A 13,369-nucleotide genomic window follows, 5' to 3' on the forward strand; every position below is an offset into this window, starting at 1 on the left:
AACATTACATATTAAGTACCCAGTCTGCTGGATTAAGTTTTGAAGTGTTTTTACGTACCGAAAATTTAAGAATACTCTTACCGCTAAAGGCATTGCGCGTTACTTGTCCTATCTCTTGCTTAAAGGAAACTTGGTCGCCCTGCTTCACCTTGATACTCTTAAGGTTTGTATAGACAGTAAGATAATCTCCATGACGTATAAAAACTGTAATGGTACCTCCTTGCATATCTTGTATTTGAGTAACCTCCCCCGCAAACACGGCTCTCACTGCTGCGTCTGGTGCTGTCTCAATATCTACACCGCTATTAGTAAGTGTGATTCCAGGTAGCGTAGGGTGTGCAGATTTACCAAAGCGACGAGTGACTCTACCTCTCACTACTGGCCATATTAATCTTCCTTTGTTTCCAGAAAACTCTTTAGCTAGTGCAACTTCTGCAGGAGTCATAGCAAATGTCTTACTGCTAGCCGACTTTCCAGCTTTTTTATTACTCGCTGCAATAGCATCTGCAATGAGTTTATCTATTTGTCTATCTATGCGATCTGCCTCTCGTTGTTTAGTTTTAATCTGGGCAATGTAACTACTTGATTTTTTTCTAATCTCTTTTACAAGCTCATCTTGACGTTCTTTCTCTTTATCAAGCTCTCGTCTAGCTATACGATTCTCTGCAATAAGGGCTTCCTTATCACCTTTTTGTTTTACTAGCTTCTTATTTGTTTCTTGAATAAGTGTGGTGCGCTCCTTAATTTGCAAGCCTTGCTTCTTGCGGTAATTTGCATACTGCTTCATGTATTGCGTACGCTTATATGCTTGTTTGAAGCTCTCACTAGATAAGAGAAACATAATCTTACTCTGACCACTCTTGCTTTTATAAGACTTACGTATCATATCACTATAGTCTTCTTTGAGAATAGCAAGCTCCTTGCGTAGGTTTTCCATTTTCTCGAGATTCTCATTAATCTCACGAGTGAGCAAGTTGGCCTGACTGTTAGTGATTTTAATAAGGTCTGATCGCAGTCTAATTTTTGTATCTAGATCTTCTACTTGTGTAAGGATAGATATTTCTTTCTTTTTATTTGTTTCGCGCAAGCGTTGTAACTGCTGCATTTCCTTTTTAAGAGCCTCTCTGCGTTGTTCTAGCTGTCTTTGCTTTGCACTCTGCCCAAAGACTGCTTGAGACATAAACAACGTCAAGAAACAGCTTACAATAAAGGTGTATGCTAACTTACTTTTTTGCATTGAGCTTGATTTCTTGGTAACCAGAAGGAATAGAGAATGGCATGCGTACTTCTCCGTTTAAATCAATATCGCGATACTCAATTTGAACCTGTGATTGATTCTTACCATCATCTGCGAGGATATCTAGCAAGAAAGGAAAGATTTTATTTCCTACTTCTTTATAATCACCATATGCAATATCAAGTGATCCTCCATTATCCTTTTGCTCTATGCGTTGTTCTTGAGTAACAAAGTTTTGAGTATTAATCCCAAAAAATAAATTAACTTCATCAAGTTGCTTTCTTGGAGTAACCTCGTAGCCATTTTGAGTTTCTTTAAACGTATACTTCCCTTCTCTCAAGTCATACACAGTTTGCCCAGTAAGTAAACGCTGCAATTGGAAAAAGTCTATTTCTACACCGAGATACTGACTTAAAAATGCAAAGTCACCATCAAAGTATTGATTGTTGAGCTTATCATAAAACTGCACTTTTTGTGGAGTTATTAAAGCACGAGCACCAGAAAAGCCTATCAAGGATGCATTCATCCAGATTTGTTTATCCTTTTCAATACGGATAGTAAGAGTAACTGTAGGTTTAGTTCCTTTTTTATCCCTATACTTAATTTTTGTACGAGCGTCAAAAGTTGTAAAATCTATCGCATTATTATAATATTCCTTTACAAGACGCTTAGATGAAACATCTTCTACTGTCTCTGTAGTAGTAACTTTCTTTGCACCACCGCAACTTGCGAGCACTATTACTAATAATATGTAGCCTAGCTTCCTCATTAATTTCCTTGTGCTTTAAGTTCTTTTACCTTACTGTAATAACGAGCTGCCTTTACAGCATCACCATCACCAGTATGTGCATCACCTAGTTGCTTGTAAAAGTCCATCTCCATCATCAAATCTTCAATAATATAATCCACACCAAGCTCCAGCTGATCAATAGCAGCTTTGAACTTACCCTGTTTATTTAATGCTACGCCATAAGTAAGATACAATAACGGCTGCGATGGATATAAATCAAGACCGTCTGCCACTACATCTTCTACTTTTTCAAAATCACCTGCATCTAGCAATAATAAACTTGTATTTTTTATAAGCTCGAGATTTTCTGGCTCACTATCTAACGCTTTAGTAAGGTATGGTAAAGCCTTCGCTTTATTTCCTTTTTGGATATAATATGTAGCTAGTTCTTGATAAATATTTGCATCTGCTACTTGGGTGTCAAAAATTGCAATAGCTCGCTCAAGCGCTGGCTCGTACTTGGGATTTCTATTTACAAAGAGTACAAAATCATTAAGCACGCGATGCTTTGCTGGCGGACTCATTCGAGTGCTCTCAAGTACCTTTTGCATAGAGCTAATTGCGTCATCAATCTTCCCATCATTAAGGTTAAACTTGTATAAAGCTAGGTGGACCTCGTCTGCATATGGGTTTACCTTTTGCAGCTCAAGTGCTGTTTCGTATGCCTTTTGCGTGTCGCCTTGCTCACTATACAGTAATATAAGTTTGAGATACTCTGCCTCACTCTTTGGATTTGATGCAATGTTTTTTTCTATCTCCTTTACCTGTCTATTCGTATTACCAGAAAGTCTGTATAATTTACTTTTCAAGCGATCTCGATATATATCACTACCTATCTCATTATCGAGCTCTTCTATGAGGTCAAGTGCTTCTTCGTATCGCTTTGTGCTAGTATAAATACGCGCAAGATCTTCCTTATACTGCACATCAAAACCTATAAGTTTTTTTACTGTGGAGGCAGCAGACTCATAGTCCTGCTGCTGAAAGTAGACCTCATATAGCGCCTCTAAAACATCTACATCATTAGGTTTAATATCTAAGTACGTATTAAAATCTGAAGCAGCCTCATCATAGTTTTTGAGAAAGACTTGGTTTTTACCTCTTTCAAAAAACAATATGGCAAGTTCAGGTTCTAGAGCGATACACTTATTTAGTGAAGTAATGGCGCGTTCATAATTTTCAATCCCCTTTTGCTTAAGAGCTTCAAAAAAAGCGGTTTGAAAAGCATCTGACACATCACCTAAGTCATCTACATTCTCATCTGCAAAAGGTGTTATCTCTTGCGGTTGCTGTGCGTTCATACGCTTTCGCGAAAGCGTAAAAAACACCGTTAATATGAGTATGTAAATTCCTTTATTCATCACTTTAGATTATTTCATCACTGTGTAGTCTCCAAGACTTACACGTGTGTGCTCCCCGTTATACTGCACTTTATTACCTATCATGGCTTCTGTCCACTGTGCGTTTTTAATAACACTATCCTTTTGGATTAAGCTATGGCTTATGGTACTATCTTCAATAGTTGTGCCAGCTCCAATCGCAACACCTGGACCTATGCTACAATTTTTAAGAACTACGTTTTCACCTATAAAACAAGGCTCAATAATCGTTGAATTCTCATTTACCACAGAATCTGCAATTAGTTGCTCTTCCTTCTCATCGTGTAAGAACTGTAACATCTTAGAATTAGTATCTATGGCAACCTCTTTATTACCACAATCCATCCACTCATCTACGGTTCCAGTTTTGAAAATACGACCTTCGGCCATCATTTTCTTGATACCATCGTTAATCTGGTACTCACCTCCATTCATTAGATTTTCGTCTAGCACTTCTTGAAGCTTCTCTTTAAGAACGGCTACATCCTTAAAATAATATATTCCTATTACAGCTTGGTCAGATACAAACGTTTCTGGCTTCTCTACAAGCTCTACAATCTCATCCTTTTCATTAAGTTTTACAACTCCGTAGGCTTCTGGATTAGGTACTTTCTTAGTCCAGATTACACTATCTGCCTCTGCATCTAGCTCCAGATCTGCACGTATTAGTGCATCTGCATATGCGATTACTGCTGGACCACTTAAAGAAGGCTCTGCACTCATAATAGCGTGACCAGTTCCTAATGGCGCTCCCTGACGATAAATAGAGGCTTTTGCTCCAAGACTCTCTGCAAGCTCTTCGAGTTGTGTAATTACGGTATCACCAAAAAATGTAGGATCACCAAGTATAAAAGCAATCTCGTCTACTGGCTGCTTTAAAATTTTTGCAATATCACGCACTAAACGATGCACGATAGGTGCTCCTGCAACAGGAATAAGTGGTTTAGGGATTGTTAAACTATGTGGTCTTAATCTCGAGCCGAGTCCGGCCATTGGTACTATTATCTTCATCTTTTATAAATCTTTATTTATTCCATTTATATGGATTACTTAGTTTTTATTCTCTAAGTCTAAATTGTACAATCTGGTTAGTTCTTCAAGTTCTGACTCAAATTCATCCCCATTATATTTAAATGAATGTATACGCCATTCATTCTTAGGCTTGTAAAACTCAAAGGTGAATCTTACAGGTTGCCTATCATATCTTACTAAATATGTATAAATCACATATTTATCCGAAAATTCTTTCTTAGTTATTAAATCTCGACCGTGCAGTTTACCAATGTATTCCTCGGTGAGGTCACTCATTTTATTCTTTAAGTTAATTATTGCGTCAGTTTGAGTATTTATCCAAGGATTACTTGCATAAATATTGTCAATGGCTTGAACCACACCTTTGGACTGATAGTCACTAAAAAAATCCTCAATAATTTGCTCAGGATTAGACTGTGCATTAAGGCTAAATGATATTAATATTATAAATAAAGTTATAAATTTCTTCATAGATATCTATTTTAACCCTGTACTCCCAAAACCGCCTTCACCACGATCTGTGGTTGAAAGTTCTGTCACTTCTTCCCATTGTCCTTGCTCATGTTTTGCAATTACCATCTGTGCTATGCGTTCACCATTTTCAATAGTAAACGGTTCATTAGATAGATTCACAAGAATTACTCCTACTTCTCCTCTATAATCTGCATCTATGGTTCCTGGAGCGTTGAGTACGGTGATCCCTTTTTTGGCAGCTAGTCCGCTACGTGGTCTTACTTGCGCCTCAACACCTATAGGAAGTTCCATAAATATCCCGGTAGGAACGATGGCTCTTTCTAATGATCCTATCGTGATTGACTCTGTGATATTTGCACGTAAATCCATTCCTGCACTAGCAATGGTTTCATAGTGAGGAAGTGCGTGTGCACTTTTATTAATGACTTTAATCTTCATTATAATCTATTTCAATTCCGCAGCTGCGGTGTTTTTATTAAACTAAGAGTTGACTTTATTTTCTTTTTAACAATCTTAATAAAAGCTCTTTTTCGCGAAAGCTAATAAAGCCTATTAAAACTACAATCATACCGACTCCTACAAGATACAATGGTAAGCTCCCAACACCAAAATAATCTCTAAAACCATAGAAGAAAAGGCAAGAAAATGCAATACTCATGACTAGATACAAAAGTATATTTTTTACATCATAAGGAACTGCCAAATGTTTACGTCCCATGAGATAAGATACGACCATCATTAATCCATAAGCACTACAGGTAGCAATGGCACTGGCGAGATATCCTATTTTTGGGATGAGTAAGACATTTATCACTATGGTAAGTAATGCCCCTGCAACTGAAATATAAGCGCCATATCTAGTTTTATCTGTCACTTTATACCAAACGGACAGCGTTTGATAAATTCCAAAAAACAGGTATGCTACGAGAATAAGTGGCACGATGTACATGCCTTCCCAGTACTCTTCTCCATCGAGCAACATCACTTTTACAACGTCTACGAGGACCACATAAGCAAATAATGCAATAGAGCCTAAGACTACAAATGCCTTTGTAATCTGAGCATACATGACTTGTGCATTTTCATTTTTTGCTTCGCTAAAAAAGAAAGGTTCAATCCCTATTCGAAATGCAGTAGCAAACAGTGTCATACCAATAGATAATTTATAGCAGGCGCCATAAATAGCCACTTCCCCTTTGGCGATGTCTTCTGGTAGTAACTTTTCTAATAGAATCTTGTCAAAAGATTCATTAATGGTAAAAGCTAAACCTGCCAGTAATACAGGCGCTCCATAGGTAAGCATCTTTTTCCACAAGTCTGCATCAAAAGACCACTTTACAAAATATGGCTTGATTACGATTAAAAAAGTGAGCACACTTGGTAAGAAAAGCGCAATAAAAAGGAGTTCTATCTTGTCTGAGGGTAACCAACTAGCAACACCATCTAAACCAGGCAGCCATACTAAAAGAATTACAGAGAGTCCTGTTGAGATAACAACATTGAGCAATTTTATAAATGCATATGTTCCAGACTTCTTTTGCGCTCTCATGTATGCAAAAGGGATCACGGTGAGTGTATCAAATGCAATAATGAGGATGACCCATCGCCAGTATACAGCGGGAACATTTGAGATTTGAGATAGCGTATCAATACCCAAAAATGCAATAACTGTAAATACAACGGTAGAAACTAGTAATGCTATAAGCGATGTAGATAGTGTCTTAGCACTATACTTATCATCATTAAAAAATCTAAAAAAAGCGGTTTCCATACCATACGTAAGAAGCACGTTGAGTATCATCACATAAGAAAATACAATAGTCACTTCTGCAAAAGCCTCCTTATCTGGTAAATATCCAGTATAGAGACGTGTGAGTAAAGCCGTAAGCACGCGCGGTAATACCGTCGCTAGACCATACACAAAGGTGTGTTTGAAAAGGCTTTTAAGAGAACTCAAATAATTTTGTATTTAAGTAGCCAAAAGTACAGAAATTATACTAGCAACTAGTTACGACCACCACGTGGTTTCTGACTAGGGTAGGCTTTAGTATCTTTCTTTATAACGTTTGTGATTTTAGCGTATTTAAGTACGCCATTATCACGATACGTTATACCAGCTTCGGAAGGCAACAAGGCAAAAGGAAATGCTTCCTTTTGAACAGGAGGAGTATTTACCGCCTCATCTTCTACATTATCAGACATCACTAGATCTTGATTGCGAGCTTGGTCCGTTCTAAAACGAGCAACATAATTATCACTACCACGCATAAATTTTCCTACGCTTTCGCGATAATATACGTTTTCTAACACCACATCTGCTTCTAATGCTTCTATATCTAAATAAAACTCTACTCCCGAGCCTGCTTGAGCCATACCGGCCACATACGTATTATAATATGCTGGACTTGATGCAAAGGATGGTTGAGATAGTACCATAGTTTCTTGAGCTTCTGACACAGCGCTAGACTTACATTGGGTTAATAATAAAGAGGAAAAACCTATACTTAAAAGCGCTAGTAGTTTGTACATTTTCATAATTGGTTGTTTTGGGTTAATATTCAAAACCCTTGCCATAAAGATAGTAAAGATTATTATTAAGAAAATCAAATAAATCCTTAAGCATAACTATTCACTACTATCTGTATTCTCTCAGTAAATATGCAATAAAAAAACCCAACCGTTTCCGATTGGGGTTTACTCTATGAGTTATAATAGTGATATTTTAAATCAATACTAGTTATTCAAAGCTTCTGCTCCACCTACAATCTCGAGTATCTCGTTTGTAATAGCCGCCTGACGTGCTTTGTTATATTGCAATTTAAGCGCATCTCTAAGCTCTGTTGCGTTATCTGTTGCTTTGTGCATCGCAGTCATACGTGCACCGTGTTCTGATGCTACAGAGTCTCTTATACCTTTAAAAAGCTGTGTCTTTAATGCTTTAGGAATTAATCCTTCTACAATCTCTTCTTTAGACGGCTCAAAGATATAATCTGCAGTGGCAGTTGTTTCTTCTTGTACGGTTGCTACGATAGGTAGAAACTGCTCAGGAGTAACAATTTGCGTTGCTGCATTTTTAAACTTGTTGTAAATGATGTCTATACGATCATACTCACCAGCTTCAAAACGAGCCATTAAATCTTCTGCAATAGCTGATACGTTATCAAAAGTAAGATCATCGTAAATATCATTGTTATTTTCGATTACCTTAAAAGTCTTACCAAGTATAGCATCTGCTTTTTTACCTAAGGTTACTAGGTGCACTTCTTTGCCAGCATACTTTGCAGCAACACGTGCATTTACACCTTTAATAATGTTTGTATTAAAAGCTCCTGCAAGACCTCTGTTTGATGAAATAGCTACAATAAGTACCTTATTAATCTCACGATTTTCTGCGAGTTTGCTTCCAGAATCTCCTTCTAGCGTTGCACTTAAGTTCTGTAAAAGCTCAGTAAGCTTATCAGAATATGGGCGCATTGCTGTAATTGCATCTTGTGCTTTCTTCAACTTTGCAGCAGATACCATTTTCATAGCACTGGTAATCTGCATCGTAGAAGATACTGATGAAATTCTGTTTCTTATTTCCTTTAAGTTTGCCATCTTGTATAAATTCCCGTGTTTACAAGTAAGACTTGCTAGGCACGATTTGTCTTTAATTTTGACAAGTCTCCCGCTTGCGCGGGAGTTGTTGAATTATATTTTTCGCGAAAGCGAAATTCTACTAGTTATAGTTAGCAGATAGGTCTTTTGCTACTGCTACAAGTGTATCTGTAACTTCATCTGTAAGCTTTCCAGACTTAAGTGTATCAAGGATACCTCTGTGCTTTGCGTTTAAAAACTCGATATATTCTGCTTCAAATTCTTTAACTCTGTTTACAGGCACGTCACGTAATAAGTTTTTAGATCCTGCATAAATAATTGCAATTTGATCTTCTACTGTAAATGGCGTGTTTTCTGCTTGCTTAAGTATCTCTACGTTACGCTTTCCTTTTTCGATTACGTTAAGGGTAGCAGCATCTAGATCTGATCCAAACTTTGCAAACGCTTCTAGTTCACGGAAAGCTGCTTGATCAAGCTTAAGTGTACCAGATACTTTCTTCATTGACTTAATCTGTGCATTACCTCCTACACGTGATACCGAGATACCTACGTTAATAGCCGGACGTACACCAGAGTTAAATAAATCTCCATCTAAGAAGATCTGCCCGTCTGTAATAGAAATTACGTTTGTAGGGATATAAGCAGATACGTCACCCGCTTGTGTCTCAATGATAGGAAGTGCAGTAAGTGACCCTCCTCCTTTTACGATAGGTTTAAGACTATCTGGAAGGTCATTCATTGTTTTTGCAATAGCATCATCATTAATCACCTTTGCAGCACGCTCAAGTAATCTAGAGTGTAAGAAGAATACATCTCCAGGGTATGCCTCACGTCCCGGTGGACGACGAAGAAGAAGTGATACCTCACGGTATGCAACTGCTTGCTTAGATAAATCATCATAAATGATTAATGCAGGACGACCTGTATCTCTAAAGTACTCTCCAATTGCAGCTCCTGCAAATGGTGCATATACTTGCATTGCTGCAGGATCTGATGCATTTGCCGCTACGATAGTTGTGTATGCCATTGCTCCAGCATCTTCTAGTACCTGTGCAATAAGTGCAACAGTAGAAGCTTTCTGTCCAATAGCTACATATATACAGTGTACTGGCTCACCAGCATCGTAAAATTCTTTTTGGTTAAGGATAGTGTCAATACAAACAGTAGACTTACCTGTCTGACGGTCACCAATTACAAGCTCACGCTGCCCTCTACCTACTGGTATCATAGCATCAATTGCCTTAATACCTGTTTGTAATGGCTCTGTTACTGGCTCACGAAAAACAACACCAGGCGCTTTACGCTCAAGTGGCATCTCATAAGTTTCTCCAGCGATAGGTCCCTTTCCATCAATAGGAAGACCTAACGTGTTTACCACACGTCCAGTAATACCTTCACCTACCTGGATAGATGCGATACGTTGTGTACGTTTTACGGTATCACCTTCTTTAATAGATGAAGAAGTACCTAAGAGTACAACCCCTACGTTATCTTCTTCAAGGTTAAGAACAATTGCCTCAAGACCGCTTTCAAACTCTACAAGCTCACCATATTGTGCGTTTGCAAGTCCGTAAATACGAGCGATACCATCACCCACAGTTAGTACTGTTCCTACTTCGTCAAGGGAAGCTGTTGCTTCAAAACCTGAAAGTTGTTTCTTTAAAATTGCCGAAACTTCTGCTGGTTTAACTTCTGCCATTTGATCTAAATTTATAAGTTCGCTTTCGCGAAATTTTTCTCACCTCACGATGAGCCGTTTATTTATAAACTGTTACTAAATTCTCTTTTTAATTTACTTAACTGGCTAGCGATACTAGCATTGTACTGCGTATCACCTACACGTAGCACAAAACCACCTATAATGCTCTCATCAATCACATTAGTTAAAGTAACGTTCGTACTTCCAGTAAGCTCAGTCACTTTTGCTAGCACCTTAGTCTCTAGCTCTGGTGTTAACGCTACTGCTGTTGTTACCGTTGCAGCCTCTATCTTATTAGCTTTATTATATTCTGTAATAAAACTTTGTGCTACGCCTCCTAACAAGTCAGCTCTTTTATTATCAACAAGAACATCTATAAGACCAAGAGTCTCCTTTGTTCCATCTGTAAATACTTGTCTTAATACGGCACGCTTATCATCTGCCTTGATAATTGGGCTGCTAAGAGCATTGCGAAGACCTTTACTTTCCTCTAGCGTTGCTGTAACAGATTTCATATCATTTAAAACTGCCTCAATAGTACCATTATCTTTTGACAGATCTAGTACTGCTTTTGCATATCTTATTGCTGCTCTACTCATAGTGATGGCGGCTTAAATTCTATTAGTTTAAAGTTGCATTACCTAGCATCTCATCTACGAGTTCTAGTTGCTTTCCTTTATTTGTAAGTTCACTCTTAACAACCTTCTCTGCAATTTCTACAGAAAGTGCTGCCACTTGACCTTTAAGATCTGCGATAGCACTTTTGCGCTCTGCCTCAATTGCTGCTTGTGCTTGTGACACCATTTTATCTGCTTCCACCTTAGCCTCCGCCTTGGCATCATCAATCATTTTTGTCTTCATTTCACGAGCTTCTTTAAGCATAGACTCACGCTCAGCACGTGCTTCTTTTAAAAGCTTCTCGTTATCAGCTTGAAGGTTTTGCATATCTAGCTTTGCTTTTTCAGCAGCATCTAGAGCTCCTTGAATACCTTCTTCACGCTCGTTAAGAGCATTCATAATAGGCTTCCAAGCAAATTTTACCATCAAAAATATGATCAATAAAAAAAGGATTGTTTGTTTTACAAACAGGTCAAGTGAAAAATTCTCTAATAATTGTTCCATCTCAAAAGTTATTCTTTGTTCTTTTAATCTTTGTTTAATTAAATTCAACTCCTGCAACCAACCGTTACAGGGAGTTGAATTTTAAGGTTGACTTGGATTACGATCCTAAGATAAGTGCTCCAAATGCAAGTCCTTCTAAAAGTGCAGCAACGATAATCATCGCAGTCTGGATCTTACCAGCAGCCTCAGGCTGACGAGCAATTCCTTCCATTGCAGCTCCACCAATCTTACCAAGACCGATACCACCTCCAATTACTACTAAACCAGCTCCCACTAAATTTGGGATCATTGGTGCTACTTCTTGTACTAATGCTAAAGACATAATAGTGTATATAAAAAATTAAACAAATAAAAATTCTTAATTAAGTGAAGTTCTTTCTAATAACTTCTGTATCCTCTATCGTTTCACCATGCTCATCATGCAACTCCTCGTCATGATGATCATCTGCTACAGCCATACCAATAAATAATGCTGATAGCGTAGTAAATATATAAGCCTGTAGAAATGCTACTAGCAATTCGATAAGCATAATAAATGCAGATAAGAATAATGATACTATTGTAGATCCCGCAACGCTAAGTGAATCTTGCAATAAGATTCCCACAGCAACAAGACTCATAACAACAGTATGCCCTGCCGTAATGTTTGCAAATAAACGAACTAACAGTGAGAATGGCTTAATAACCAATGTACCTGCAAGCTCGATAACACCTAATAATGGTCTGAACACGTAAGGTATACCTGGCATCCATAACATGTGACCCCAGAAATGCTTATTACCGCTAAATACATAAATCACTAATGTAATAACAGCAAGTGCTGCAGTTACCGCAATCTGACCTGTAACGTTAAAACCAAATGGCATTAATCCTACTAAGTTAAGTATCCAGATAAAAAAGAATACTGTAAGAAGGTATCCTGTAAATTTTCTGTAGCTCTCCCCAATGTTCGGTTTTGCTATTTCGTCTCTCACATAAATTACTAGAGGCTCAAGTACTCGTGCAAATCCAGTTGGAATATTTTTTTTCTTGTATTGTCTTGCTAATCCTGAGAACCAGATTAACATTAAAAGCCCTATTAGTATAATACCAAAAACGCTTTTTGTGATTGAAAGATCAAAAGGTTTTGAAGCATTTGTTGCGTGGTGATCTTCATCATAAGTAAGACTTGTTGCTCCTGGCTCAAGCTCGTAGATGCGACCGTGATTTTTCACAAAGCGGCTTTCACCTTTAGTTACGATTACCTGACCTTCATCATCATGATGAAACTCTGAAGACATAAAAGCAGTAAATCCGTTTTCTCCCCATAACATAACAGGTAGCGGGAAACCCCAGTGGTGCTCTACCCCATTATCATCAAAAGTTGAGAATAAATGGAAGTCGTGAGAATCCTTTAAGTGATGCTGTATGTAAGCCTTTACCTCCTCTTTAGTATTAACCGGATTTCCTTTTTCTCCAGTCTTTCCAGTATCCGCTTTCGCGAAAGCGTAAAAGGGAATACTAAGAACAAAAACTAATACTAAAAGTGTGATTGATTTTGATGCTACCTTCATTCTTAAATTTTCAATAAATAACGTAACCTTAAATTTTGTGCAAAAATACTCATTTTCTTGAAAATAAAATGCATTTCTTAATTATTTCAAAATTAATCCGCTCTGTTTAGCATTTTAACAACTATCATCACCTCATAAATTATGAAAATAGCAATAGGAATGAGTAATGATAATTTATCTGTTTTTGACAATTGTAAGCTTGTTGACAGTAATTCTCTAAAAATAACAAAGAAGAGCATCATTTTTAAGACAATAGACCCTAAGTATAAAAATCCTATTTGATCTTTAAATTCCTTTAAAAAATAAATGATCAACTCAAATAACAAAACGATAAAAAGTGATAATGATAGATGAAAGATATATACATCTCTCAAATTATAAGGAGGGGTATTGTCTATAGAGATCAATATATAATTATGTAAGCTGTAACTGATAAAAAAAGTAGCCACAGCGACAGCAACATAGAGGAGTATTTTTTTTATCACG

At 37.4% G+C, this 13,369-nt stretch carries 15 protein-coding genes; all 15 read right to left on the reverse strand.

Annotated elements, in window-relative coordinates; all coding sequences use genetic code 11:
* Positions 1-4: 4 nt before the first annotated feature.
* The 15 genes from SJY23_RS04700 to SJY23_RS04770 all read right to left on the reverse strand — a co-directional run bounded on the left by SJY23_RS04700 (position 5) and on the right by SJY23_RS04770 (position 13,368).
* Entirely contained in the window at positions 5-1,237 is a 1,233-nt protein-coding gene (locus SJY23_RS04700; protein WP_396597639.1) for a murein hydrolase activator EnvC family protein, read from the reverse strand.
* On the reverse strand, positions 1,224-2,006 hold the full coding sequence (locus SJY23_RS04705; RefSeq protein ID WP_396597640.1) for a DUF4292 domain-containing protein: 783 nt from the start codon (positions 2,004-2,006) through the stop codon (positions 1,224-1,226). Before SJY23_RS04705 ends, SJY23_RS04700 begins: the two co-directional genes overlap by 14 nt.
* Positions 2,006-3,388 carry a tetratricopeptide repeat protein gene (locus SJY23_RS04710; protein ID WP_396597641.1) on the reverse strand — a complete coding sequence of 461 codons (1,383 nt, stop codon included), beginning with the start codon at positions 3,386-3,388 and terminating at the stop codon, positions 2,006-2,008. The genes SJY23_RS04705 and SJY23_RS04710 overlap by 1 nt, the downstream gene beginning before the upstream one ends.
* A 9-nt stretch (positions 3,389-3,397) precedes the next feature.
* Positions 3,398-4,417 (reverse strand): sugar phosphate nucleotidyltransferase, encoded by a 1,020-nt coding sequence (locus SJY23_RS04715; protein ID WP_396597642.1) that lies wholly within the window; start codon positions 4,415-4,417, stop codon positions 3,398-3,400.
* Between the two features lie 39 nt (positions 4,418-4,456).
* Positions 4,457-4,909, reverse strand: coding sequence for a hypothetical protein (locus SJY23_RS04720; protein WP_035335163.1), 453 nt, complete (start codon positions 4,907-4,909; stop codon positions 4,457-4,459).
* 6 nt (positions 4,910-4,915) lie between these two features.
* On the reverse strand, positions 4,916-5,350 hold the full coding sequence (gene dut, locus SJY23_RS04725) for a dUTP diphosphatase (protein ID WP_396597643.1): 435 nt from the start codon (positions 5,348-5,350) through the stop codon (positions 4,916-4,918).
* A 55-nt stretch (positions 5,351-5,405) separates the two neighbouring features.
* Positions 5,406-6,869, reverse strand: a complete 1,464-nt coding sequence (locus SJY23_RS04730) for a lipopolysaccharide biosynthesis protein (protein ID WP_396597644.1) — start codon at positions 6,867-6,869, stop codon at positions 5,406-5,408.
* A gap of 47 nt (positions 6,870-6,916) precedes the next feature.
* Positions 6,917-7,447 (reverse strand): hypothetical protein, encoded by a 531-nt coding sequence (locus SJY23_RS04735; protein WP_396597645.1) that lies wholly within the window; start codon positions 7,445-7,447, stop codon positions 6,917-6,919.
* A 198-nt stretch (positions 7,448-7,645) separates the two neighbouring features.
* The gene (gene atpG / locus SJY23_RS04740) at positions 7,646-8,509 is read right to left on the reverse strand and encodes an ATP synthase F1 subunit gamma (protein ID WP_396597646.1); all 864 of its coding nucleotides are present in this window, start codon (positions 8,507-8,509) and stop codon (positions 7,646-7,648) included.
* Positions 8,510-8,630: 121 nt separating this feature from the next.
* Positions 8,631-10,208, reverse strand: coding sequence for a F0F1 ATP synthase subunit alpha (gene atpA, locus SJY23_RS04745; protein ID WP_035326318.1), 1,578 nt, complete (start codon positions 10,206-10,208; stop codon positions 8,631-8,633).
* Positions 10,209-10,270: 62 nt separating this feature from the next.
* Positions 10,271-10,807, reverse strand: coding sequence for an ATP synthase F1 subunit delta (atpH, locus tag SJY23_RS04750; protein ID WP_396597647.1), 537 nt, complete (start codon positions 10,805-10,807; stop codon positions 10,271-10,273).
* 22 nt (positions 10,808-10,829) lie between these two features.
* Positions 10,830-11,330 carry a F0F1 ATP synthase subunit B gene (locus SJY23_RS04755; RefSeq protein ID WP_396597648.1) on the reverse strand — a complete coding sequence of 167 codons (501 nt, stop codon included), beginning with the start codon at positions 11,328-11,330 and terminating at the stop codon, positions 10,830-10,832.
* A 97-nt stretch (positions 11,331-11,427) separates the two neighbouring features.
* A complete protein-coding gene (atpE, locus tag SJY23_RS04760) occupies positions 11,428-11,652 on the reverse strand; it encodes an ATP synthase F0 subunit C (protein ID WP_275450825.1) in 225 nt (74 codons plus the stop codon).
* Positions 11,653-11,692: 40 nt separating this feature from the next.
* Entirely contained in the window at positions 11,693-12,883 is a 1,191-nt protein-coding gene (gene atpB / locus SJY23_RS04765; protein ID WP_035335150.1) for a F0F1 ATP synthase subunit A, read from the reverse strand.
* 92 nt (positions 12,884-12,975) lie between these two features.
* Positions 12,976-13,368 (reverse strand): DUF6168 family protein, encoded by a 393-nt coding sequence (locus SJY23_RS04770; protein WP_396597649.1) that lies wholly within the window; start codon positions 13,366-13,368, stop codon positions 12,976-12,978.
* Position 13,369: the final 1 nt, after the last annotated feature.

Origin of the sequence: Dokdonia sp. R86516 (assembly GCF_044596715.1) — a bacterium.
GTDB lineage: Bacteria > Bacteroidota > Bacteroidia > Flavobacteriales > Flavobacteriaceae > Dokdonia.

Excerpts from the sequence above, each read along its gene's own strand:
- SJY23_RS04735 (WP_396597645.1), bottom strand. The coding sequence starts at position 7,447 with ATGAAAATGTACAAACTACTAGCGCTTTTAAGTATAGGTTTTTCCTCT.
- SJY23_RS04710 (WP_396597641.1), bottom strand. The coding sequence starts at position 3,388 with ATGAATAAAGGAATTTACATACTCATATTAACGGTGTTTTTTACGCTT.
- SJY23_RS04700 (WP_396597639.1), bottom strand. The coding sequence starts at position 1,237 with ATGCAAAAAAGTAAGTTAGCATACACCTTTATTGTAAGCTGTTTCTTG.
- atpG (WP_396597646.1), bottom strand. The coding sequence starts at position 8,509 with ATGGCAAACTTAAAGGAAATAAGAAACAGAATTTCATCAGTATCTTCT.
- SJY23_RS04715 (WP_396597642.1), bottom strand. The coding sequence starts at position 4,417 with ATGAAGATAATAGTACCAATGGCCGGACTCGGCTCGAGATTAAGACCA.
- atpA (WP_035326318.1), bottom strand. The coding sequence starts at position 10,208 with ATGGCAGAAGTTAAACCAGCAGAAGTTTCGGCAATTTTAAAGAAACAA.
- SJY23_RS04705 (WP_396597640.1), bottom strand. The coding sequence starts at position 2,006 with ATGAGGAAGCTAGGCTACATATTATTAGTAATAGTGCTCGCAAGTTGC.
- dut (WP_396597643.1), bottom strand. The coding sequence starts at position 5,350 with ATGAAGATTAAAGTCATTAATAAAAGTGCACACGCACTTCCTCACTAT.
- atpB (WP_035335150.1), bottom strand. The coding sequence starts at position 12,883 with ATGAAGGTAGCATCAAAATCAATCACACTTTTAGTATTAGTTTTTGTT.
- SJY23_RS04720 (WP_035335163.1), bottom strand. The coding sequence starts at position 4,909 with ATGAAGAAATTTATAACTTTATTTATAATATTAATATCATTTAGCCTT.
- SJY23_RS04755 (WP_396597648.1), bottom strand. The coding sequence starts at position 11,330 with ATGGAACAATTATTAGAGAATTTTTCACTTGACCTGTTTGTAAAACAA.
- atpE (WP_275450825.1), bottom strand. The coding sequence starts at position 11,652 with ATGTCTTTAGCATTAGTACAAGAAGTAGCACCAATGATCCCAAATTTA.
- atpH (WP_396597647.1), bottom strand. The coding sequence starts at position 10,807 with ATGAGTAGAGCAGCAATAAGATATGCAAAAGCAGTACTAGATCTGTCA.